General features: G+C 40.6%; 16 protein-coding genes and 1 pseudogene. 7 read left to right on the top strand and 10 right to left on the bottom strand.

What is annotated here, in order from left to right; all coding sequences use genetic code 11:
- Nucleotides 1–214: 214 nt before the first annotated feature.
- The 3 genes from CLI64_RS22125 to CLI64_RS22135 form a co-directional block, all read right to left on the bottom strand.
- Entirely contained in the window at nucleotides 215–535 is a 321-nt protein-coding gene (locus CLI64_RS22125; RefSeq protein WP_103139239.1) for an iron-sulfur cluster assembly accessory protein, read from the bottom strand.
- A gap of 279 nt (nucleotides 536–814) precedes the next feature.
- A complete protein-coding gene (locus tag CLI64_RS22130; RefSeq protein ID WP_103139240.1) occupies nucleotides 815–1,234 on the bottom strand; it encodes a cupin domain-containing protein in 420 nt (139 codons plus the stop codon).
- Nucleotides 1,235–1,613: 379 nt separating this feature from the next.
- The gene (locus CLI64_RS22135; protein ID WP_103139241.1) at nucleotides 1,614–3,575 is read right to left on the bottom strand and encodes a phosphodiester glycosidase family protein; all 1,962 of its coding nucleotides are present in this window, start codon (nucleotides 3,573–3,575) and stop codon (nucleotides 1,614–1,616) included.
- 878 nt (nucleotides 3,576–4,453) lie between these two features.
- On the opposite strand from CLI64_RS22135, the gene CLI64_RS22140 reads away from it, so the two are divergent.
- From CLI64_RS22140 to CLI64_RS22165, 6 genes and pseudogenes are all read left to right on the top strand, one after another.
- Nucleotides 4,454–9,139 carry a glutamate synthase-related protein gene (locus tag CLI64_RS22140; RefSeq protein WP_103139242.1) on the top strand — a complete coding sequence of 1,562 codons (4,686 nt, stop codon included), beginning with the start codon at nucleotides 4,454–4,456 and terminating at the stop codon, nucleotides 9,137–9,139.
- 75 nt (nucleotides 9,140–9,214) lie between these two features.
- Nucleotides 9,215–9,317: pseudogene (locus CLI64_RS22145) on the top strand (IS1 family transposase); the annotation flags it as partial.
- A gap of 282 nt (nucleotides 9,318–9,599) precedes the next feature.
- Nucleotides 9,600–10,163 (top strand): Uma2 family endonuclease, encoded by a 564-nt coding sequence (locus CLI64_RS22150; RefSeq protein ID WP_103139243.1) that lies wholly within the window; start codon nucleotides 9,600–9,602, stop codon nucleotides 10,161–10,163.
- Nucleotides 10,164–10,378: 215 nt separating this feature from the next.
- A complete protein-coding gene (locus CLI64_RS22155; RefSeq protein WP_103139244.1) occupies nucleotides 10,379–13,141 on the top strand; it encodes a TnsA endonuclease N-terminal domain-containing protein in 2,763 nt (920 codons plus the stop codon).
- On the top strand, nucleotides 13,141–14,259 hold the full coding sequence (locus CLI64_RS22160; protein WP_103139245.1) for an ATP-binding protein: 1,119 nt from the start codon (nucleotides 13,141–13,143) through the stop codon (nucleotides 14,257–14,259). Before CLI64_RS22155 ends, CLI64_RS22160 begins: the two co-directional genes overlap by 1 nt.
- The gene (locus CLI64_RS22165) at nucleotides 14,256–15,245 is read left to right on the top strand and encodes a TniQ family protein (RefSeq protein WP_103139246.1); all 990 of its coding nucleotides are present in this window, start codon (nucleotides 14,256–14,258) and stop codon (nucleotides 15,243–15,245) included. The genes CLI64_RS22160 and CLI64_RS22165 overlap by 4 nt, the downstream gene beginning before the upstream one ends.
- Nucleotides 15,246–15,357: 112 nt before the next feature.
- Here the strand turns inward: CLI64_RS22165 and CLI64_RS22170 are convergent, their stop codons facing one another.
- From CLI64_RS22170 to CLI64_RS22180, 3 genes are all read right to left on the bottom strand, one after another.
- The gene (locus tag CLI64_RS22170; RefSeq protein WP_103139247.1) at nucleotides 15,358–16,674 is read right to left on the bottom strand and encodes a hypothetical protein; all 1,317 of its coding nucleotides are present in this window, start codon (nucleotides 16,672–16,674) and stop codon (nucleotides 15,358–15,360) included.
- A 104-nt stretch (nucleotides 16,675–16,778) separates the two neighbouring features.
- Nucleotides 16,779–17,063 (bottom strand): hypothetical protein, encoded by a 285-nt coding sequence (locus CLI64_RS22175; protein WP_103139248.1) that lies wholly within the window; start codon nucleotides 17,061–17,063, stop codon nucleotides 16,779–16,781.
- Nucleotides 17,056–17,367, bottom strand: coding sequence for a hypothetical protein (locus CLI64_RS22180; protein WP_225977409.1), 312 nt, complete (start codon nucleotides 17,365–17,367; stop codon nucleotides 17,056–17,058). The genes CLI64_RS22175 and CLI64_RS22180 overlap by 8 nt, the downstream gene beginning before the upstream one ends.
- A gap of 98 nt (nucleotides 17,368–17,465) precedes the next feature.
- Here CLI64_RS22180 and CLI64_RS22185 point away from each other — a divergent pair, with 98 nt between their 5' ends.
- Nucleotides 17,466–17,729, top strand: coding sequence for a helix-turn-helix domain-containing protein (locus CLI64_RS22185; RefSeq protein ID WP_103139249.1), 264 nt, complete (start codon nucleotides 17,466–17,468; stop codon nucleotides 17,727–17,729).
- Between the two features lie 210 nt (nucleotides 17,730–17,939).
- Here the strand turns inward: CLI64_RS22185 and CLI64_RS22190 are convergent, their stop codons facing one another.
- The 4 genes from CLI64_RS22190 to CLI64_RS22205 are packed head-to-tail and all read right to left on the bottom strand — an operon-like array spanning nucleotide 17,940 to nucleotide 24,039.
- Nucleotides 17,940–19,271: a hypothetical protein gene (locus CLI64_RS22190; protein WP_103139250.1), complete on the bottom strand. Its 1,332-nt coding sequence runs from the start codon at nucleotides 19,269–19,271 to the stop codon at nucleotides 17,940–17,942.
- Nucleotides 19,268–20,842, bottom strand: coding sequence for an AAA family ATPase (locus tag CLI64_RS22195; RefSeq protein WP_157943307.1), 1,575 nt, complete (start codon nucleotides 20,840–20,842; stop codon nucleotides 19,268–19,270). Before CLI64_RS22195 ends, CLI64_RS22190 begins: the two co-directional genes overlap by 4 nt.
- On the bottom strand, nucleotides 20,839–22,830 hold the full coding sequence (locus CLI64_RS22200; protein ID WP_103139252.1) for a class I SAM-dependent DNA methyltransferase: 1,992 nt from the start codon (nucleotides 22,828–22,830) through the stop codon (nucleotides 20,839–20,841). The genes CLI64_RS22195 and CLI64_RS22200 overlap by 4 nt, the downstream gene beginning before the upstream one ends.
- A gap of 3 nt (nucleotides 22,831–22,833) precedes the next feature.
- Nucleotides 22,834–24,039, bottom strand: a complete 1,206-nt coding sequence (locus tag CLI64_RS22205; RefSeq protein ID WP_103139253.1) for a restriction endonuclease subunit S — start codon at nucleotides 24,037–24,039, stop codon at nucleotides 22,834–22,836.
- Between the last annotated feature and the right edge of the window lie 5 nt (nucleotides 24,040–24,044).

A 24,044-nucleotide genomic window follows, 5' to 3' on the forward strand; every position in this document is an offset into this window, starting at 1 on the left:
GAGTTACAGCGCGTGAAGCTGCTTGCTAGTCTAAGTTTTAACAAATCCTGATTATAGCTTTTTTTATGAATTCATGTCAAACTTTCATATTATTTTTAATTTTTGGATATAAATTAGGGGACTGGGGATTAGGGACTAGGGATTGGGAAAGACGAAATTTAGGGGAGTAATCTTTGGCTGGTTGCTTATTTAAGCTCGCATTCTCTGTCAAAAATCAAGTTGCAAAAGAGTTACCACAGCCACAAGTAACGACAGATTGGGGATTATGGAAGCGGAAACCACCACCCATGAGATCCTCGGAGTAATCTATGGTTAAACCATTAACGTAGTTGCAGCTATCAGCATCGATGACTACTTGCAGGCTGTCAATTTGCAAAACGCGATCGCCAACTCTGGTTTGATCATCAAAAGACAGATCATAAAACCAACCAGAACAGCCACCTGATTTAACCGCTAACCGAAAAAGTGTATTAGGCTGCTGTTTTGCCTGTAAGCGAGTGATTTCACTAGCAGCAGATGGGCTTAAATGAATCATGAAACTGTTTAAGGCAACTCAAGACATTATATCTAAGTATCGCAGATGACTGAGCTACCATAATCAATCTTGAGAAAAGAAAGAACCTTGAGGAAGTACAGGAATGTAAGGGTGTAGGGGACAATGTAGAAATTTTCCTCAGTTCCCAGTGATTTTGGAATTTTGAATCGGTGAGTCCCCACCAAAAATTTAGCAGGGACTTAAAGATTGCCAGGTTGAATTCAGACGGTTTGCGAGATGATGTTGTTAACTCAAAACCATAATAGTTTGATCTGTAAATTAATTCGCAGTACGGGCATAATCATCTTGGTAGCGAATAATATCGTCTTCACCTAAATATTCGCCATTTTGGACTTCAATCAAAATAAGGGGAATGACTCCAGGATTCTCTAGACGGTGGGCTGTACATTGAGGTACATAGGTTGACTGGTTATTACTGAGTAATATTTCTTGTTCACCACAAACTACTCTAGCTGTGCCGGAAACGACAATCCAGTGTTCACTGCGGTGATGGTGCATTTGCAGGCTGAGGCGGTGTCCTGGCTTGACTTCAATGCGCTTAATTTTGTAGCCGCGTCCTTCTTCTAAAACTGTGAAAGAACCCCAAGGACGTAATTCAGTAGCAGCAACACTGCGGCTAGCGATCGCACTTGGCAAGGTGAGAGTGTTAGTCTTAGTATTTTCTTGATGTTGAGCCATAGTTACCTCATTTGAAGACATAATACAAACCGTCGTTACTCTTATCCATTGATGGAAAATTGAGGGGCAATCTTACAACCGTGAAAATCAGCAATTTAATTTCACCTTGCTAAACATAGCAAAGTGAAACTTGGATGGAGCGTTCATTTTTGCCCAAAATAGATGGTCTACACCAACTCTTCATTAAGTCTCAGGGTAGCTTATTCTCAACTTTAAAGAGGGAATGGGGAATGGGAAGATGGGGAAGTGTGGGGAGTGTGGGGAGAGAGGGGGGAAAGATTTCTTCCCACACCTCCCACACCTCCCACACCTCCCACACCTCCCACACCTCCCACCCCTCCCACACTTCCTGCTTGCCCTATGCCCAATGTCCTATGTATTATCTTGGCTGAAGAAATATACCGATACCGTTGTGTACACGGGCGGCGGTGTTAGGATAACGGTCGAGTAATTGTCCTCCTAGATAAAGACTTGTGGAACTACCACCGTCTAAATTGAGGGCATTCACACAACCTAAAAGCTTCATGAGTTGGGCATGTTCTGCCAAAGTGGGGCCAGAACCTCCTACACGGTTATGTACGGCAGCAATTAATACAGTGTTGTTGGCCGTTGTACAAATGGCACTGCGGCTAGCTTTTTGAGTGATGAAAGCATTGCTGAATTGTTCACTTTGGGCATCAAGGACAATTTTCCCATTTTGTAGTAAGAGTGGCCCTGCTCCTACGATATTGGGGTAACGATTAAATTCGCCTGGAGTAGTCCCCGTTGTAATCTGTACGTCAGTACCAATGGTTAACTGTGATGCTTGGGATATAGCATTACCACGAAACACTAGTAAGTAGCTATTTGGGGGAATGGGAAAGTTGGTTTGACCGGCTTTATCACCGACAAACTGATTGGTGACTTTGTTGTTTTGGACAATAAACACCCGTTCGTTATCTGTAAGGGATGTATAAGTTTGTCCCCAGGCGGGAGTGTAACGGGCTATACCACTCTGGACATAACCACTGTTGAGAAAGAGAATTGGCGAGCGCAAATTACTAGATGTTGTTAAAGTTTCTTGGAGGGTGAGACGACCAAAATAAAATTGTCCCGCATCGTTCCAAGCGATCGCACCTCGGTTGAGAATGGGACTAGATAACCATTGACCGTCCCGACGAATTGCACCCAGGGGTAAACGATTATTGCGGTTAAAATAACCAGCATTAATGGCGGCTACGGCTAAATCCTTTTGGGCTGTTTGAATTAAGGGGGCTGTCCCAACTAAAGTATTAGCCGTTGCCCAAATTGGTTTAATCGCTAAACCCGCAGTGCGGGGGTTGACTTCTAGCCAAACTATACCAAAGCGGTCTGTGCCTAAATTGACAAAATCTTGTCGCCATTGTAATCCCCTTGCCCAGTTGATATTTTTGGGTTTGAGGGCATCAGGACGCAGATTCAACACCAGGCGATGAGGATTATTGATAGTGGTGGCTTGCAAAGATAAATCTAGGGGGACGCTGAGAGTAATGACTGTTTGATTGTTCACAACCTCAACTTTTTGAATTAAAGACGCGGATGTTTGAGATTGTTTGAGTAAATCTGGTGAGGTCGCTGGTGGGGGTGTGTAGCGTTGAATTAAACTGGAATCAGCGATCGCATCTAAGGTAATTTTCCACTCTCGGTTAGTTGGTGCAGCATTATTGGGAGTGGGTGCATTAGGGTCATCCTGGAGGGTTTTGATGGGTAATCCTTGCTGGATTTGCCAAGGGGTAGGACGGTCTAAGTCCAGTACAATCTGAGGAACTGATCCAGGATTAAGATTTTCACTAATATTTCTTACCTGTGTTGACGGTGTGACAATTACCAAGGTGTTACCTTGGGCTTGCATTTGCCAGCCTGCGGCTGTGGCTAAATTGGTCACATCTAGATAACGATAGCCTCGCCAGAGGTTGGCAGAGAGAATTAGGGGTTGGTTATTGCTAGAAAACCATTCTATGGGCTGCCTTCCAGGGTTATTAGTGCTTAATAGGTCTATACCGAGTAGTTGCCTGAGTGCTGCATCACTGATGTATATTTTGACTGGGTTTTTTGGCTGAAGTTGTTGTAACCAAGCACCTGATAAATTACGCCCATTCAGGGAAATTTGGCTACCAGTGGATACGTTGCGCGGAACAAAGGCAGCAGGAGACTGGGAAAGTAACTGCGGATTTGCCGGAGTGTTAGCTAAAGACTTTTGGGGAATGGTAGCAGATAAATATAAGGCGATCGCGACAATTGTCACTCCCGTCTTCTGCAATAAGTGGTGATTTAACTTGTGGATAATCATCTGATGATTTGTGAGTCGGCAGTAGTTTGGCATTTTCACCCTGATTAATGAGGAATGAGACAAAATTAGTTAGATATATTGTCTTGGCGTTGCCTTTTGCTTGTTCCCTATCTTTGCGCCTGAATTTAATTGAGGAAAACAACTCAATAGGTTTCTGTGGAAAAATATCACCCAACTTAACAGATTCACCAAATGTCTGGAAATCTTAAAAAATCATGATTCATCTTATGTGAAAACGTGATAGTCTATATATTGGCTAGTTATCTCTTATAAACTAGATTCAGCAATTCGTCGCTAAAATCATTGTCACCAGATACATAACTAGCATGAGCGATCGCCAAACTATAGCCAATGGTTTTGGTAATCAAATTTAAATTAAAATATTAGATCCTGACAAGGATGTGTGCTGCTGTCACCGCTATTTAGTTAGTGCAGGATAGTAGCTATATTTTGGCGGCAAAAATTATTAGTAAAAACTCAAATCAAAACCAAAAACACTGGAAAATTGTCAAAGGAGTCCATAGTGTAATACGCTGATTTTGCTACTAAATCAGGATAGTTTCTGTCTGTCAAGCAATGCAGTATTTAACTAGGGTTTTGTGCTTGCTTGTCAAAATATTTTCTGTTTGAAAATTATATTCACCACAGAAACAAAAAACTGAAGAAAATACCGAACTTTATAAAAGAAATAAAATGTCAAAATAAGGGTATTTTGTCTTACACAGGATAAACACATAAGAAATAGCGTCAAAATTTTAACGTGGGCAATAGGAGAAACCGCAGTTAAAATTTTTTTTCTCTAAAATTTCGTTGATGTTTATGTATTTGTACAGGACAAAATTGGGAAATTGCTCTCACCAGCAGTGGCGAAGTTAGTGACTCAACATCTCAGGACATCTCAGGAATAGGCTATGAATGATCAACCGATGAATCTAAACCAACAAATCACAGCAAGTATGAAATCAGGGGATACCTACCAAGGGCAAAGGTGGTTAGTAGAAGAACGAGATGCCTGTGGTGTAGGTTTTATCGCTCATCGTCAAAATCAAGCCAGTCATGAAATTGTGGCGAAGGCTTTAGTAGCACTGACCTGTTTAGAGCATCGGGGAGGTTGCAGTGCAGACTACGACTCTGGTGATGGGGCGGGAATTTTAACGGCGATTCCTTGGGAATTATGGCAAACAGAATATACCTCTGGACAGATAGACTTTTCCTCCTCTAGTAATCTGGCAGTGGGGATGATCTTTTTACCCCAAGATGCAGCAGTCGCCCAACAAGCTAAAGCCGTATTTGAAAAAATAGCCAATGAAGAAAAATTAACTGTACTGGGCTGGCGCGTAGTCCCAGTCAAACCTGAGTTACTGGGTGTGCAAGCCAGAGCCAACCAACCCCGAATTGAACAAGTTTTTCTTCAATCCGCGCACAGTGGGGATGACCTAGAAAAGCAACTGTATATTGCCCGTAAACGTATATTCAAAGCAGCGAAAAGCGTCACCGAAGAACTTTATATTTGTTCTTTATCTAGCCGCACAATCGTCTACAAAGGCATGGTACGTTCAGCAGTTTTGGGAGAATTTTACGAAGATCTACAAAATCCTGCATATAAGAGTGCGTTTGCTGTTTACCATCGCCGTTTTAGCACCAACACTATGCCCAAGTGGCCGCTAGCACAACCGATGCGGTTATTAGGTCACAACGGGGAAATTAATACCCTGTTGGGTAACATTAACTGGATGATGGCTAGGGAAGCCACCTTAGAGCATCCCATTTGGGGCGATCGCATTGAAGATATCAAACCAGTTGCTAACATTAATAGCAGTGACTCCGCGACCTTAGATAACGTAGTGGAATTATTAGTGCGCTCTGGCCGTTCACCAGAAGAAGCATTAATGATTATGGTGCCGGAAGCTTATAAAAATCAACCATCTTTAGTTGATTATCCTGAGATTGTTGATTTTTACGAATATTACAGTGGTCTGCAAGAAGCTTGGGACGGGCCAGCCCTGTTAGTATTCGGTGATGGTCAAAAAGTCGGTGCAACCCTAGACCGTAACGGCTTAAGACCAGCCCGTTATCTGATTACCAAAGATGACTACATTGTGGTAGCTTCCGAAGCAGGGGTAGTAGACTTCCCCGAAGCTAACATTGTCGAAAAAGGTAGACTAGGCCCCGGACAAATGATCGCTGTGGATTTAGTCAACCACGAAATCTTGAAGAATTGGGATATTAAACAGCGTGCAGCCAAGAAACATCCCTACGGTGAATGGTTGCGCCAGTATCGCCAAGACCTCAAACAAATTGTCGGAGAACCTTCAACCCACAATGGTAACGGGAACGGTCACAAAGCAGCCGAAAACGGACATCTGACCACCAACAACATTGATAAACAAACCCTCCTACGCCAACAAATCGCCTTTGGTTACACCAACGAAGATGTAGACATGGTGATTAACCCAATGGCTAGCAACGGTGCAGAACCAACCTTCTGTATGGGGGATGACATTCCTCTGGCGGTGCTGTCGGAAAAACCCCACCTGTTGTATGACTACTTCAAGCAGCGTTTCGCCCAAGTCACTAACCCTGCAATTGACCCCCTGCGGGAAAAACTAGTGATGTCTTTGAAAGTGGAACTAGGTGAAAGAGGAAACTTACTATCACCCAAACCAGAATTTGCCAGAAGAATTCAACTAGAATCCCCAGTTTTAACAGAAACAGAACTAGAAGCCATTAAGCTTTCAGGGTTTGGGACAGCTGAATTATCCACCCTATTTGCCATTGCCAATGGCCCGTCAGGGTTACAAGATGCGGTCAAGGCTTTACAACAGCAAGCCGCCGAATCAGTACGCGCTGGGGCGAAAATTTTAATCCTGAGCGATCGCGCCAATGGTGGCATTACATCAGAATATAGTTACATTCCTCCCTTATTAGCAGTGGGTGCGGTACACCACCATCTAATTCGGGAAGGTTTGCGGATGAAAACTTCCCTAGTAGTCGATACCGCCCAATGCTGGAGTACCCATCACTTTGCTTGTTTAATTGGCTATGGTGCAGGTGCGGTTTGTCCTTACATGGCTTTGGATACCGTGCGTGATTGGTGGTACGACCCCAAAACCCAAAGTTTCATGGAACGGGGTAAACTCAAAGCCATTAGCTTAGAACAGGCGATCGCTAACTATCGCAAAGCAGTGGAATCAGGATTGTTGAAAATTCTCTCCAAAATGGGAATTTCTCTGCTTTCTAGCTACCAGGCCGCCCAAATCTTTGAAGCAATTGGGATTGGTGGCGACTTATTACAACTGGGATTCCAGGGGACAACCTCCCGTATTGGTGGCTTGAGTGTCAGCGATTTAGCTCAAGAAGTCCTCTCCTTCCACAGTAAAGCCTTCCCAGAACTCACCATTAAGAAACTAGAAAACCTGGGCTTCTATAACTACCGTCCTGGTGGCGAGTACCACATGAACAGCCCAGAACTAGCCAAAGCCTTACATAAAGCCGTAGACGGGAAGCATTACGACCACTACGAAGTTTACAAACAACATCTCCAAGGCAGACCAGTTACAGCCCTCCGGGACTTATTAGACTTCCAAAGCGATCGCGCTCCCATCCCTGTAGAAGAAGTAGAGTCAATTACCGAGATTGTGCAACGCTTCTGTACTGGCGGGATGTCCTTGGGTGCATTGTCACGGGAAGCCCATGAAGTTTTAGCGATCGCGATGAACCGCTTGGGTGGAAAATCCAACTCTGGGGAAGGTGGCGAAGACCCTGTACGTTACAAAGTCCTCGATGATGTAGACGCTTCCGGTCACTCCCCCACCCTACCCCACCTCAACGGCTTACGTAATGGTGACACAGCTTCTAGTGCCATCAAACAGGTAGCATCAGGACGCTTTGGTGTCACCCCTGGATATTTAGCCAGTGCAAAACAAATCGAAATTAAAATCGCCCAAGGTGCAAAACCAGGGGAAGGTGGACAACTACCAGGGCCAAAGGTCAGTCCTTACATTGCGATGTTGAGACGCTCTAAGCCCGGTGTTACCCTAATTTCACCACCACCCCACCATGATATTTACTCCATCGAAGACCTCGCCCAGTTAATTTTCGACTTGCATCAAATTAACCCCAAAGCCCAGGTATCGGTGAAGTTAGTCGCAGAGATCGGTATCGGAACGATCGCCGCAGGTGTAGCCAAAGCCAACGCTGATATCATCCAAGTTTCTGGTCATGACGGCGGTACAGGTGCATCACCTCTATCATCCATTAAGCACGCTGGTTCACCTTGGGAATTAGGGTTAACAGAAGTGCATCGCGTATTGATGGAAAATCGCCTGCGCGATCGCGTGATTTTACGTGTAGATGGCGGTATCAAAACAGGCTGGGATGTGGTCATGGGTGCGTTGATGGGTGCAGAAGAATTTGGCTTCGGCTCCATTGCCATGATTGCAGAAGGTTGTATCATGGCGCGTATTTGCCACACCAACAACTGTCCTGTGGGCGTAGCTTCCCAAAAAGAAGAACTGCGGAAGCGGTTTCCAGGTACCCCCGAACACGTTGTGAATTTCTTCTACTTCATTGCAGAAGAAGTCAGAAGTATACTGGCGAGATTGGGTTATCGTTCCTTGTCAGAAATTACCGGACGTGGCGATTTACTCACCACCCGCCAAGGCGTAAAACTCACCAAAACCCAATCCCTCAACCTCAACTGCTTGCTGCAACTCCCTGATAGCAAGACTGACCGCAGCTGGTTAGTCCATGAAGAAGTTCACAGCAACGGCCCAGTTTTGGACGATCAACTGCTAGCTGACCCAGAAATTCAAGCCGCGATTCGCAATCAATCCACAGTCACTAAGAACTTAGCGATTGTGAATACTGACAGAACCGTAGGAACTAGATTAGCAGGTGCGATCGCGTCCCAATATGGTGATAGTGGTTTTGAAGGTCAAATTAACCTCAACTTCACCGGTAGCGTCGGACAAAGCTTTGGTGCGTTTAACCTTCCTGGCGTGACCTTGACCTTAACTGGAGAAGCTAACGATTACGTCGGTAAAGGAATGCACGGCGGCGAAATCATTATTAAACCACCAGCTGATGCTAACTACGAACCATCAAAAAACGTCATTGTCGGTAACACTTGCCTTTATGGTGCTACAGGTGGTGTATTATTTGCCAACGGTTTAGGCGGAGAACGCTTTGCTGTTCGCAACTCCAAAGGTGTAGCCGTCATTGAAGGCGCAGGTGATCACTGCTGTGAATATATGACCGGCGGTGTGATTGTAGTGTTGGGTAAAGTTGGACGCAACGTCGCGGCTGGGATGACTGGCGGACTGGCGTACTTCTTAGAAGAAGACAGCGCATTTCCTGATCTAGTTAACAAAGAAATTGTCAAACTCCAACGGGTGATGACAGCTGCCGGCGAGAAACAATTGAAAGATTTAATCACTGCTCACGTAGAACGTACAGGTTCACCCAAAGCCAAGTTTATCTTACAAAACTGGTCAGAATTCCTACCCCGATTCTGGCAATTAGTGCCACCTTCTGAGGCGGATAGTCCAGAGGCTAATCCCCAAGCTGTGGTAGAAAAACATCTGAGTTCTGTGTAATTAAATCAGGTTCAGATTGATCAATAAATCGTGAGAAGAGACGCTGGATTGCAGCGTCTCTTTTTTAGCAAAGACATACCAGAAGTTGGAAAATTAGATGAACTAGAAACACAAAATTTGGTTGTGTACAGCAGTAAATTACTTCCGAGAAGGGATTTTAACCTGGGTCATCGGCGATGTCTGCGACAAGCAGTAATACCAATTCACTAAAATTCTGATACAGATCGAAACCCAGAAAACCTTGTCAAGTCAGGATTTATCAATTGCGAATTGCGTTAGCGAAGCGGGACGAAGTCCATTGCGAATTGTGAATTGGTATTACAAGCTTTCCTTGATGAACAAGCAATATTAAATGAAAAGTAGGGCATTACGGATCAATCTATTTGTGTAAAATCAAAGTGCAGCAGAGATTTTTCTATATAAAAGTGTGCGAGTCATCCAACCCAGGAGTTTCCCCACCATGATCGCAACCAAAGAAAACTTCCCCACCCTAACCCCCGAAGAATATTTCACTTGGGAAGAACAGCAACTAGAAAAACACGAACTGATCAACGGTCAAGTTTATGCCATGACAGGTGGCAGCGTAAATCATAGCCGCATTGCTGTCCGCATCACCACACTATTCTCCAATCATCTAGAAAATAGCCCCTGCGAAACTGGTAATTCCGACCTCCGGATCAATATTGTCGGCACAAATAACTACACCTACCCAGATGTCAGCGTCACCTGCGACGTTCGCGACAAAACCACAACCCAATATATTACCTACCCCTGCTTAATCGTCGAAGTCCTCTCCGCCAGCACCGAAGCCTACGACAGAGGCAGTAAATTCCGAATGTACCGCCAAAACCCAGCCTTAATCGATTACCTACTAGTCAGTTCCACCAGCATCGAAATCGACCTGTATCACAAAAACGACGCAGGCGATTGGTTGATTATCAACTACAAAGCAGGCGACACAATCGAACTCAAAAGTATTAACCTCAATTTCCCCATTGAACAAGTTTATCGCGGTTTAATGTAATTTAAAGTTTGGTTTTGCCGCAGTTTAAAGTTTGATTTTGCCACCACATTGTCTGAAATCCCGGTAACTCAGTTCCACAAATATCCTAAGATAAGCAGTTTTTAAAGCCTGAGTTTGCCGATATAGCAATTTTAAAGTTTGACATTGCCGAAATAGTCTGGACTTGTTATGGTGTTTTTATAGGTAAAATTGTACTAATTTCAGAGGAGATAACCATGCTCTATGATGTCGATTTTCAAGCATGGTGTAATAGTTTGCCGCTCTCCCAACAACAAAGAGATTTGGTTAACCAAATTAGAACTTCCCCTCCTGCTCGTAAAGTCAAAGGAGGAGGAAGAAACGTTCATGGCCCCTATGCTAGCTCAAAGATGGGTAGAACGATTCAATTTGAGTCTCATACTGTTGAATTACCAGCTATGACTCAATTTTATGAATATGACGACCAAGTTTTAGAATATTGGGATCAACCGATTAAATTCAGTATTAAATGCTCACCACAAGGTAAACAAGCCACAACTATCAGTCATTATCCCGATTTTTTTGTAATGAGAAAGAATTGTTGTGGTTTTGAAGAGTGGAAAACAGAGAAAAGACTGGAAAAACTTAGTGAGGAACAGCCTTATCGCTATCAAAAAATAGAAAAACAATGGGTGGATGTCATTGTTCAGGAATATATCGAAAGCTTAGGATATTATTATCGTCTTCGCTCTGATAGTGAAATTGATTGGGTCAAATATCGCAATCAGAAATATTTACAACCCTACAAACAAGGATATTTAAAGCAACAATATATCCTTAATGACCAAGTAGAAGCCAATGTTCAAGAGATTATCGTTAATTATCCCGGTATTAACCTCACCAATCTGTTTGAGAAGGCGAAAAATGCCACTATTGATGATATTAATACCTTAATTGCCCTCGAAAAAGTCTATGTGAATTTAAGCGAAGTAGCTTTAGTGGAGCAAGAGAAAGTTCATCTATTCCGTGATCAAGCTACAGCCGAAGCTTATATCACGGCCACTCACGATTATTGTGAACCTGTATCCAGCAATGTGCCGATCGTTGAACTTAAAGTGGGGTCATCATTTTTGTTAGATGGAAAAAGCCTCACCATTGACCATATTGGGGAAAGTAAAATCATTTTTAGAGGAGAACAAGGAATTATTCGCTGGACTTATGCAGAATTTCAACAATTAATCGAATTAGGAGAAATTAGTAATCTTCAGACAGAAAACCACACAACTTTAGATGAGGAAGGATGGCAATACTTTCTAGAGGCCAGTCCTAAAGCCTTAGAAACTGCAAATTATCGTTATGCAGCTATTAAGCATTTTTTAGGAAAAGAAGCTGATAATTCTCAAAAATACGATTTATCAGAACGAACTCTACGCGACTGGAGAGCAAAATATCGAAAAGCCCAACAAAAATACGGATGTGGGTTTATTGGCTTGATTCCCCAATATAAAGGCAATCCAACCCCCCGTTATTCTGATGAAGACTTAGAATTTATTGATACAGTGATTGAAGAACAATATGAAACTTCTAAACAAAAAAATGTTTGGCAGACGTATGAATTTTTAAAGGATGAATGGCAGAAAGTGGGACGAATTTCTCCTGTTCCCAGTCATACCTTTTATTACGAGAGAGTGAAAAAACGAAACAGCTATCAACAAACTAAAAAACGAATGGGATCTCGTGCAGCAAATAATCTGTTGGGGCCTTGGTTAATTCAACCTACCACTCCCCGTCATGGAGATCGCCCGCTCGAAATTGTTCATATTGACCATACACAGCTTGATGTTGAGTGTATATGCCCCTATAGTGGCAAAAATTTAGGCAGACCTTGGGTAACAGGCATGATTGATGCCTATAGTCGGAGGATTTTAGCTTTATACCTTACCTTTGATAATCCGAGCTACCGTTCTTGTATGATGGCTATTCGCATCTGTGTACAACGGTTTGGACGATTTCCTGAATGGATTGTTGTGGATAACGGAAAAGAGTTTAGTTCTACTTATTTTGAGACATTGTTAGCGCGTTTTGAAGCCAGCAAAAAGCATCGTCCCAAGGATTTCCCTAAATTTAGTTCAATTATTGAACGTTGGTTTGGCTCACAAAATACTGAATTTATTAATAATTTGAGGGGGAATACCCAAATCATGAAGCACGTCCGCCTCGTTAAAAAAGCAAATAATCCCAAGAGTTTAGCTGTCTGGAATTTAGAAGAATTATACGATTATTTGGCATTTGGTTATGCTTATGGAGTTTATGATAAAGCAGAACATCCTGCTTTAGAAGGAATGTCACCTCAAAAGGCTTTTGAATTAGGGTTAGCTAAAACGGGACATCGCCCTCATCAATATATTAAATATGATGAGCAATTCAAGATTTTAACTTTACCGACGAACAATAAAGGAATGGCCAAAGTTATTCCTGGTCAAGGAATTAGAGTCAACTATCAAAATTATTGGACAGATGAATTTTACAGTGTTGAGAATCAATGTATTCCCGTTCGCTATGACCCACTAGATTATGGTGTTACTTATGCCTATGTTAATAATCATTGGGTAAAGTGTTTATCTAATTATTATATGAAGTTTCAAGGACATTCAGAGAAGGCAGTAGCAATAGCCACAACAATTTGCAGACGAAAACGGCAAATCTATAATCAAAGTCAATATGTAGGTTCTAAAGAGATTGTGGACTTACTTAATAATGCGGAAGAGCATGAAGAATTAATACTACAAATTCGTCGAGATCAATCTGCTAAATTAGTTTTCAATTTAATTGAAGGAAAACTGAGTAGTGCGGTATTATTAAATACATTAAATACTGAACAACATTCATATCAAGATAGTCAAGCAATAGAAAAAAATCTAGATTTAATAGATTTAAAAGAGGAGAGTTTACAGCCTAGTCTACCCAAAAAATTTAATCCTGATGACATTAAGGCTTTTGCTGAAGAGGAATTGTGGTAATGGTTACAAATCGTCGTTTCCCTCAAGAATTTTTACAAGCACCAACTGATAATAAACTTAAGTATTTTAAAGATATAATTGTTCCTCATCGCAATATTAAACTGGTTCTAGACCAGCTACTAAAAAATGCTATAGAACCGGATGATGCTTTAGTTTATCTAGTATTTGGGGTAACAGGGGTAGGAAAATCACGGTTAAAAGCAGAATTTGAAAAACGATTGCTTAAACATTTTGCAGACGAAATTATTTCTAATCCAGGAAGTTTAGTGGTAGGAGGAATCGAGGTAGATGGTGCTGAAGCAGGAAAGTTTAACTATTCTAACTACTATATTCAAGTTTTGGAATCTTTGAAGGAAGTTTTAATTGATTATAAAGAAAATTATGGAGTTGATTTAGAGGATGACAACTCAGATAACCTAATAGGAGATCATGAAGGAAGAAACTCTAAAGCTTTGCGTCGAACAATACAAAAGGTTTTTCTACACCGTCAATTAAAAGCTTATACCTTAGATGAAGCACAGCACTTATTTGATGTTGCGGGAGGAAGACAAATAAATGTTCAAATGAACTGGCTTAAGTCACTGGCTAATAAAACTCAAACAGTTCATATTTTATTTGGAACTTATGAACTTTTAAAATGTCAAGAAGTCAATGGTCAAGTGGGAAGAAGAAGTGAAGATTATTATTTACCTCCCTACTATCTGACTAAACCGGAAGATCAACAAGAATTTATTAAAGTAATTAAGACTTTACAACAGTATTTGCCAGTTGAAAATGAACCCCAATTAGAGGAACATTGGGAATATTTTATGAAATACTCGATAGGGTGTGTGGGCATTCTTAAAAGTTGGTGGTATCGCGCTCTCAAAAATGCGTTAGATGAGGGGGCTAAAACAGTGAGGATGAAAGATTTTAAAGCGAGGGAATTATCAGCAGGAAGACGAAGAACAATTCAAGAAGAGTTAAAAGCAGGAGAAAGCCGTTTAGCTAATCTATATACGAACGAGCAAAAAGATGAAAATCCTGAATTTACCAATTCTCAACCAGAGAAAAAAGGTAGCAAAGTTGGGGAACGTAAGGTAGGAAGAGACTTAGTAGGAGTTAATCAAGAGGGATGAGTATTTATGAGGAGATTTGGAGTCCAAAATCTCTAGAAATCCCGCAACGGAGTCGCTTATTTTGTCTTGAACCTGTGGCGGTGGGAACTCCCTACACAGAAAGTCTTAGTAGTTATCTCCATCGTTTAGCCCAGGCGCATTGTTTAACCTCTCAAAAGCTCGTTATGGGAGAAATTGCGCCACTTATCCTCAAAGATGAGGATAAATCTGAGCTATTGGTAAAAAATCTGAGTCACTTATTGGGAAATAGCGACGCGAAACCAGCTATCAACGGAATGCGAGAAATGACAGGAAAGTTAGTCACTGTCTTAGAAGAGTTAACAATGCGTCGGGATTTACGCTTTTTGACCCTTTTAAGCTGGAAAGGAATGATTTATGACAAGGGGTTATTTCGGAACTATCGCGCTTGGTGTCCTTGTTGTTGGCAAGAGTGGATGCAGGAGAACAAAACTATCTATGAACCATTATTATGGTCATTTAAGAATGTGGAATTTTGTTTGATTCACAAACAGCGATTAGTAGAAGAATGTCCTCGTTGTGGTTCGCGTTTACCTATGATTGCTAAGTTTTCACCTGCGGGATTTTGTTCTCGTTGTTACGGGTGGTTAGGACAGGAAATTAAAGGCGAGGCAGAAATAGAGAAATATAGAGTTAATATTCAAGGAATTAGCGAATTAATTGCACTTACTCCCCAATTAGGATATAAACCCATCCCAATCGAGTTAACCCGAAAATTACAATTAATTTTGTTAGTGTTTGAACAAGCAATTGGCAAGGATGTGAAGTTATTGGGAGATTTAGGGGGAGTTATGGAGTCGTTGAGAATAGCTTCAACAAGAAATCAAAGTCAACCTTATCATTTGGTGAAGTTGATTATTCCTGTGTGTGAGAAGGCGAAGATTAGTGTATCCCAGTTGTTTGGGTCAGATTTTCAGGAATTGGGCAAGACATTGTTCGGTAATTTTAGTTTGGAATTAAAGTTGTAAATTCATTTAGACTGTGTGTTTAATACCCCATAACTTAAATCATTTGCTGAATTAAAAAATACTGGTTGGGTTATTGGCTAATAAATATTGCAGGAGTATGCCACTTAAACTGTTAGCCAATACCTTCGCTTGGAATGAAACTCAGGGCTTGCTCAATTGATTTCAGAGCTGATTGAATATCTGCACTCAGTGCATCTGCCTCAGCTTTAATTACAGATACACCCTTCTCGATTTCCGTCAGAGATTTTTTGATAGTTCTAATACGCCCCAAAGCTGTGCGAATTTGTTCAAGCTGCTGTTCAATAACAGTCACATCTATCTTTGACTGATAAGTACGCAGTTGATTCACTCGTTGTTGAATGACTAGAAACCGAATCGCAACAATCAAAAATGGCTGAGTTGTAGCAATCCAGTAACCAGCTTCAGTCACACCCTCTGCCCAATCACCAATTTCCTGTGCTAGTCCCTCACGGGAATAACTTAAAAAAATTGCTGCATTTGCAGAACGCCGCAGCATCGCCTGCTGTAAGTGTTGAGCAATTGCTTGGCGACCAAACGGCTTGGAAGGTCTGTTTCTCGCTTCAATTACAATTGATAGTTCTATTGCCGCTAGGGATTTGCTAGTGAACTTGACGAGAATATCACCTGTATCCTTATCGTTACCAATATGCTCTACCTCTATGCCATTAGACTTTGACCAAGTTTGTTGTAATTCACCAACAACTAATTCTTCATAGCTAATACCTTTTGCTGTTGTCTGTTGAAGTACCTGTTGTGTCACCTGGGTGTCGTGGATTTCTAGAGTCAGTTTTTCCACCTGTTCAATCAAGGGTTTGATAGACTCAGCAACTACATTTCTCACTGTCACTGCCAAAGTACCGTTTTCAGTAGTGACATTTGCTAATGCTGCTTTGAATGCCCCTTGAATAGAATCTGAGCGTTTGGCATCTAATAAATGACGTAATGTTTGAAGGAAGCGACCAACAACAGAGGTTTCCTTGGCAGGGTCGATGTCCTGTGTCAGCAAAGTGCTGACGCTATTGAGTTTCTCTGTGAGAATAGCTGAAGTTTGACTAATTTGGGATTGCAGTGGGGCTAATAATTGACCATTATCTGTGCCAATCTGACTAACCAATTCTTGCTGGAAAGATTCAGCAATCACTTTGACAGCTTGGTGAAACTCCACCAATAAAGATTCCATCTGCTGCTTGACTAATTCGTTGCCGTTACGAGCTTGAGTAGTTTGCAAGCAGAGAAATCCCAACTCAAAGGCATCGAGACAAATATCTTCATATTCTGACTGGGGAAATTGTTTGAGGTAGCTGATGGCATTCTGAAGCGGGAGAGCCATGCGAGAAATCAGGACATGATTCTCTGTGATTTCAATACTAAAGGGCAGATAGTAAGAGTCCTGAGTGGCGCGGTTCATGAATCAGTTGGTTGCTGGTGACGATAACAAGCACCCTACTATCTGCTTTTTGGCTTGGTCAAGGAGATAGAGAAAAGTTTTGTCAATTTGCAAAAACTGGCTGATTAATTTGGCGGTTGAGACTGATGCCACTGTTCCAACAGAGGTTGAATGACCTCCGTGTTGGCAAGTAAAAAGTCAGCGACAGCCATAATTCTCTGGTAAGGTAATCCAGCAGCACGGCGACTGGCTTGTCCACCTAGCCAATGATAGGTGGTGGATTTTGAGATGGAGCAGATTTTGGCTAGTTCTTCATAACCTAATCCCCAACGGTAGCTAAAGTTTTGGGGGGAGATGAACATTTGGTTGTGCAGTTCTAGCAATTTCTGTGATTTTTGAGTTTCAGACATAATTGCCCCTAAGCTGTTCTAAGGATGACTGGTCTAGGGATTCGATATCTTCCTCAAAGGCGAAGTCGCAGGTACAGATTTCATGGGAGGGGCTACGTTCATCTAAAAGAACCAAGTAGTGTAACCCAGTGAGAATGCAACTGGCTTGGTGGGTATAGATAACTCCAATGATGCAACCAAAGTCGCCATTGGGTACTTGCCACCATCGTACCCACTCACCTAGTTGGAATCTCTGTTGGGGTAAGACTGGAGGGATTCGCTCTGGCAAGGCTACAGGCGGTATTGAAAGGGGTATCTCAGGCATAAATGTTTTTGTTAATTATTCCCTAATGTTATTTATACACTACAAAAGTTTATTTATAATCTATAGACAAGTTTCCTGCACTTTCTGAAGATTGTGCAGTGAGTGAAAATAATGAACTAGACATCAAACAACGCTTTGGCAAAGCAGTTAGGCGGCGTAGACGTGAACTGGATTTGTCGCAAGAACAGCTTGCAGAACAGGCTGGGCTTCACCGTACTTACATTTCAAACCTGGAACGAGGTGAACTAAATCCTTCGCTGGAAACCATTGAAAAGCTGGCAAATGCTCTAAACATATCTATTCCTGCGTTGTTTATTAATTACAGCGTTCAGGTAGAGCATCAACAACACAAAGATTCTTGACTTCTTGAAATTGTAATGTTTATCTAAGCCATTAAAGAGCCGTGACAGTTGAGTAGAAAGATTGATTACTAAAAAGAGATTTCAATTATTAAATAATGTCCATTTTTGTCAGATGTCAAGGGGTTCATGATTATTGCGAATGATATTTAGCATCATATGTAATCAAGAGTAAAGAAATCACAAGATTATTTAAATAAAGCAAAATAATTTTTATAAGGCAACATTATTATAAGCAGATTTTCTCCAGTTTCTACCATTATTAATGCTTGAGAGGGCTTTAGGTGTTTTGAATCGGTTTGCTGTAGTTGATTCTTCTATAGACAAGTTACCTATTGTTTGCCCTAATCTAAGTTTTAGTTCATCAATCAAAGCTGATGATTTTAATCCAGAAGTTGAAGAATTATTCAAAAATTCTTCAGTTTCATTGATTAATGTAGCTAACAGCCAAGCTCTAGCAATGGAATATGGCTGTTGACCCCGTTCTTCTATATAATCTGTACTAAGGAAATAATCGAAGCAGTCAAGTAGAGTTTGTGAGTCATCCAAAGAAACATGGAACGCATTTAGTAGAGCTTCAATCTTTCGATAAATAAGTGGTTCTATTTCATTTACTTGTTCGCTCCAACGTTCTGGTACTCGATAAGTTTCTTGTAGAGCATCTATCCTATCACCAATATTTAGTCCTGCCTTTGGCTTTAATAATCCTATTTGTGTAGGGAGATTTTGACTTTTGAGGCTAACTTCTAAATAAGTTTGATTCCACAATCCAGGTTCTCGATATAAGCTAAATATATCTTCTAGTCTACGTCTAGTACCAAGACTAATTCTTTTGCAGGTCAAAGGGTCAGTTGTTGTTTTTATTCTTTGATTACAGAGAAGACAACTAGGAACTAAATTATAAGGATGACAAGCTAGATGTGGATATTTACTTTTAGGTAGATAGTGGTCGATGTCTGTTTTAATATCTCCTGCTTTTGTACTGTATTTGGTTTCATCACAAGCAGGACAAATAGATAATCTGGAATTTTTGACTTGAAATGCTGTTAAAAAGTCTTGCGCTCCAAAGCTAGAGGGATTATCCCCGGAAAATATATATTCTGGAAAACCAGGGGTTTTTTTTCTTGGACTAGCAGCTTCTCGTAAAACGTTTTCGTAGAACCCAATTAAAAAATCAGATGCTGCTTCTTGCCAAGAAGTTATGGTTTGAGGATCGAGAGGTTCAATGATACCACTAGGTTTTTTAAGAAGTCGAAATGCTTCACAAGCAAGTTGCTTTACCCATTTGCGTTTCTCGTTACTAGGAGTAGAATCTTGTGCAAAAATTTGAAGAGGTTTGAGTCTGCTTTCTGCTGCTTGCCATATCCATTTAGCTATTTTGTCTCCTCTTCCACGGAATCTGTGACACCGATTTAAGCGATCGCCGCAGTTAGTTTGGTCTAAAGTGGAGTTAGAAGCTGCGTAAAATAACAGCCAGATTTGTAAAACTACAACATCCGTCAGTCGGTCACGGGTTAAGTCTGGTAAATGAACATCATGAATCATTCTGGCTCTATTTCTAGCAACTCCCGACGTATTTTATAACTCCAATAACCCTGAGCAACCACTAAGAGCAAATTTTCCAAAGTTTGTCGTCGTTCTTCCAGGTTTCCATTAGTTGCTTCTAATAGTATGCGCTGAATGTATGAGACACTTCTTTGACCAGCAGGATGTGGCGCATTAAAAACATGAACCATGATATCACTTGGGTCTGCCGCAAAGGTTTTGAGGTCAGGTGGTTTGGCGTTGTTAGTATAACTTGCAGGACGCTTGAGGATGACAATATCTTCTTCTAACACATCCGTGAGGGTAATACTAGAGTGTGTTGTAATTAAAACGTGGCTCTGTCTTTGTTCGAGAGTTTTATCTAAGAGAGAAACAATTTTACGTTTCCAGAAATCGTTGAAGTGAACTTCTGGTTCATCTAATAAAATCAAAGCTTCAGTTTCACCTAATAGTGTAAACAAGCACATTCGAGCCAAAAAGCTACGCTCACCGTCACTTAACCAGTCAAGCAAAAGTAAAGGTGGGTCATCCTGTTCTTCATGATCATCACTATCCGAACTAGAACGCTCTAAAAAAATATTGACTTCCCTTAACACGGACTGACCATCATCACCGATTTTACCTAATGGACATAAGATTCTAAAAAGTTGTAGACCACTGGAAAATTCTTGAATTATTGTCTGGGCTGTAGAATTTCCTGAAGTTGTCAGGTCAAATACTAGTAGATAGTCACTACCTAAGCGTAATTTACGCGTTGCAAAGTTTGCCAGACGTTCTACCTCATTTCTGTCTGCTTGGCTTGTTGTACCTTGAGTCAACCGAAACTTCAGAGAAAAACCTGCAATCGCCTTTATATTCGCGCCCTTATCAGTATTTTTCTTCGTTCCTTGCAGTACTTCTTCTAAACGCCTATTTTCTGGGTTTTGAGCTATGTCGGCTAATAACCCGCAAAGAGTCACAAGCGAAAGTTGATGAGCTTCAATAAATAGGAATTGACTTTCTTCTTCTGGTTGGAAATTTTCTAAGGTATCAAGACGAAGTGGTTTACCGGGTATTTCTCCTATTGCTCGGTCAAGTAAAGATAATTCTTGTATTGCGTCTAAATATCCACCACTAAGAGGCTGAATTTCATCAAGTTTTTTCCAAGCTGTTTCGCTACCTGTCGTAAAAGCAACAACTATTTCTGGTAAAACACTACGGCTAAGTTGCACTTCTGTGTTGTCTTCCCAAACCTTCAGTTCTCCAAGAGGTAAAATTTCCTCAGTGTCTAAGTCTGCAAATTCTGTTTCTTCTGGAAAGTTGGAAAGCTTGATGTAACGTTTAGTGTCTGTTTCTCCCAATTCATACTCTAATTCAAAACCGTACTCAATGGGAGCATGACGCTCTAGCTTTCGCATTAGATCAAATAATACCCGCAATACAGTTGACTTGCCAGTACCATTGACACCGACTAAGAAATCTAGGCTGTAAGAAGGGGGGTGAGTTAAAAAGTTTTCTGTTCGTGGACTAAAATCAATTTCTAGATTCCGTAGAACCTGATAACTTTCCAGGTAAAGTCGATGTAATTTCATCTGCTTTCCTCCCCTGAATTTAATGTGCCTGAGTCTAAATCCCATACATCTCGTTGGGTAACGCGACGATAGAACAGGAGGGGTTCATTAGTTTTTGGGTCTGCTATGGTTACAGGCACTATAACCCCCATACGTTCTAAAAGGTCAATAGTTGAGCGAGTAACATCTGTTGTTTCATTTACATCAGGATTACTTAATTCCTCAAGGGTAAATAGTGCTGCTGTATGATAATTATTTATTTCATTATCAGTCACTATCTCTGTTTTTTCACATACTTTCCGCCAAATTTTCCTTTGTTCTTGGCTTAAATTACCAAAAGGTTGAATTTCTGCTTGCAGGGGAGAAGGTAATTGTTGGGTTGTTATTGGTGGTGACTCTAAATGACCAAAAAGATTATCAATACGTTGGGCTAATTGTCGTTGATTGCGATAAATTTTTGCTAAAAGGGCTGTGGGAGATTCAATAGTATTTGATTCAGTTTGAGTTCTAATATAGGTTTCTGGACGCAGGTCATAAGCTTGTTCTTGTATTGCAGATTTGGCAACAGATGCCCCTAGCAGTTTTACCTGATTTAGACCAGCGATTTCTTTTTGTGGCGAGAAGGAAATGGCTACAGCTTTGACAGGATGCGAAAGTAACTGAATTACTTGCTTGGCTTTTTCTTCTGCTTTTAATTCTTCTATATCTATATCGGTTTCTGTTTCTTCCTCAGTTTCTAATTGTTCGTTATTATCAGAATTATTTAAGAAATCTAAGGGTATCTGCAAGTTGATTCGCTGATGCGGAGGATCTGCGCCCACTTCCACCAGTAAAAGAGGAGATTCTTGACCTGTTTGAGAATCGAAAGGTTGATATTTAATATTTTCTAGGTTATTTCCTATACCTTGACAAATTACACCTATACAAATTTCATCATTTGTTACCCATTTAATACCAAGTTGTGGGTTAGTTTCATCAGGCAATAAAGTATCAAAATCAGAGTTATATTTTGTCCAGACTGCTTCTAAAAAAGGTAAATCACTAGGTTGAGAAGGCTCTTGAGTTAAATCGCGTCCTCTACCTGCCGGATAACCATCTTGTTCGACTTGAAAAAACCAAGTTAGGTGTTGTTCTGAGGGTTCTACTTTGCTAAATAGCAGCAAATGAGTTTGCAGAGGACTATAGGGTTGAAAAGCGTCTTTTGGAAAAGAAACTACTGCTTCAAGAAAATTTTCATTAACTAATTGATGACGCAGATTTTTCTCGGCTGTACTACTACTGAACAAAACTCCAGATGGAGCTAAAACTCCTGCACGTCCATTGAAAGATAATTTTTGCAATGCTAGATTGAAGAGTACAGTTTCACTACGACTGCCAATTTTTTGTTTTGAGTTTGTTTCTGCTAACTTAGCATCAATTTTTTCCCCAAAAGGGGGATTCATTAAAATCCTATCAATTGCTAAATTATAGATTTCGCCTTGTTTATTAAATGTTTGTAGCGCGTTTTCATTGAGAATGATAGTATTTTTAAATCCATGCAGTTTAACATTAGCAAAAGCAATTCTTGCCCATTCTGAAGATATATCAATACCTAAAGTCATCGAAGACACATAATTTACTAATAATCCACCACTACCACAAGCAAAATCTGCTACGTTATGGGTTGACTCAACTTGGGCAAGAGAAATCATGCTTTTAGCAATATGTCTAGGTGTAGGGTAGCCTCCACCTGCAAGCATATTAGGTAAAGAAAATATGATATGACGGTCTAAGAGTTTTGCATATCCTCCTGCTGTGTTTGCTGCTTCAGTGAGGAGTTGTTTAATTTTTTCTGTATTTAAATTTGGATGATTTGGCTTTCTTGGCTGTAATGTTTCGTCAGGAAATTTTAGTTCGTTAATTTCAAGTAGAAATGCAGCGATATGCTCAATAATCGCAAGGTCATAAGAAATTCCTACTTTGCGAAATTCCGACCATAATTGATTTAGCAAATCGCGGACTGTTTGCATATTTTACAATTCTCCCCGAAAAGCTCGCTCTAAAATTGATTGTTCAAGTAAATCAAATAATTTGGCATCTTGCTTTAAACCTTTTAATATTTCATCAACTTCATGCTGGATATGGTCTAGGTAGGTAACTGCTTGGCGTTGTTGATTGATAGGTGGTAACGGTACTGAAATTTCCACGACATTTTTAGGATATATATGCGTTTGCCCTCGTTTATCGGCAAAAGCAATACCGGTTCTTCTAGACAAAATTTGTCGTTGACCTTGTTCAGACCATAGATAATAGTAGAGCCACTTACCTAATAATTTTGACTTATTCTTGGAACGAAGAATCATAATTTGTGTATCAACTGTCCAAAAATTCTCACATTCTTGAACGTAGCTTACACGCCCTAGTGTCCCTTCTGCTATGTTTGCCATCAATACATCATCTGGTTGGATATATCTATCTTGAGGCATTTTTGTTACTTGTTCAGATTTCATATAAGAAGGATTATTTAAGCGCAAATAGTGAGGATAGACGTGTTTAGTTTTAAATACTCTAATATTGGAATGACCCTCACCGCTTGCACGACCATTAAATGCTGTAGCTACTTCCGATAAAGGTAAAATTTTAATAACAGATTTAAGATTTGTAAATACTTCATCGAGTGCGATAGATAATAATCGCTCTGCATCCTGACGAGTTGTATTAATCAGGTTGCGAGAGTCTTTAACTTCATCTAGTAGTGTTTCTATACGTGCAACAATTCTACGCTGAATTTCTAATGAATAAGTAGGCTGATCTACTAATGGTATAGGTATAGGAAGTGCATGAACGTCATCTCTGCCTAAACCTGGTATAGCAGCAGATCTGTTCAGCTTATCCAAACCAATTATTTTTAGATAGAAATATAAATACTTTGGATAAATGTGTAAAGAAAAATTATCTACATAATAAGTAGTATCTATAGGCCAACAAGGGCTTTCAGAAAAGAAGACTGCTCCAATAGAACCTTTACGCCCAATAATTATTGTAGGCGATTTTGTAAGGGGTTTATTATGTAAACCTATTTGACCTCCTGAACCAAAAACAGGATAATTTCCGCTTGATATTCTTTTACTAGCTGGTAGGGATTTACCATACTCAAGCTTTAGGAAATCTCCTATTTTTATCCAACTCCATTTCTCTGGTAGTCTCCACAAAGATTTAATTGATTTTGCTACTATCATCTTAA

It is taken from the genome of Nostoc sp. CENA543 (assembly GCF_002896875.1).
Classification (GTDB): domain Bacteria; phylum Cyanobacteriota; class Cyanobacteriia; order Cyanobacteriales; family Nostocaceae; genus Trichormus.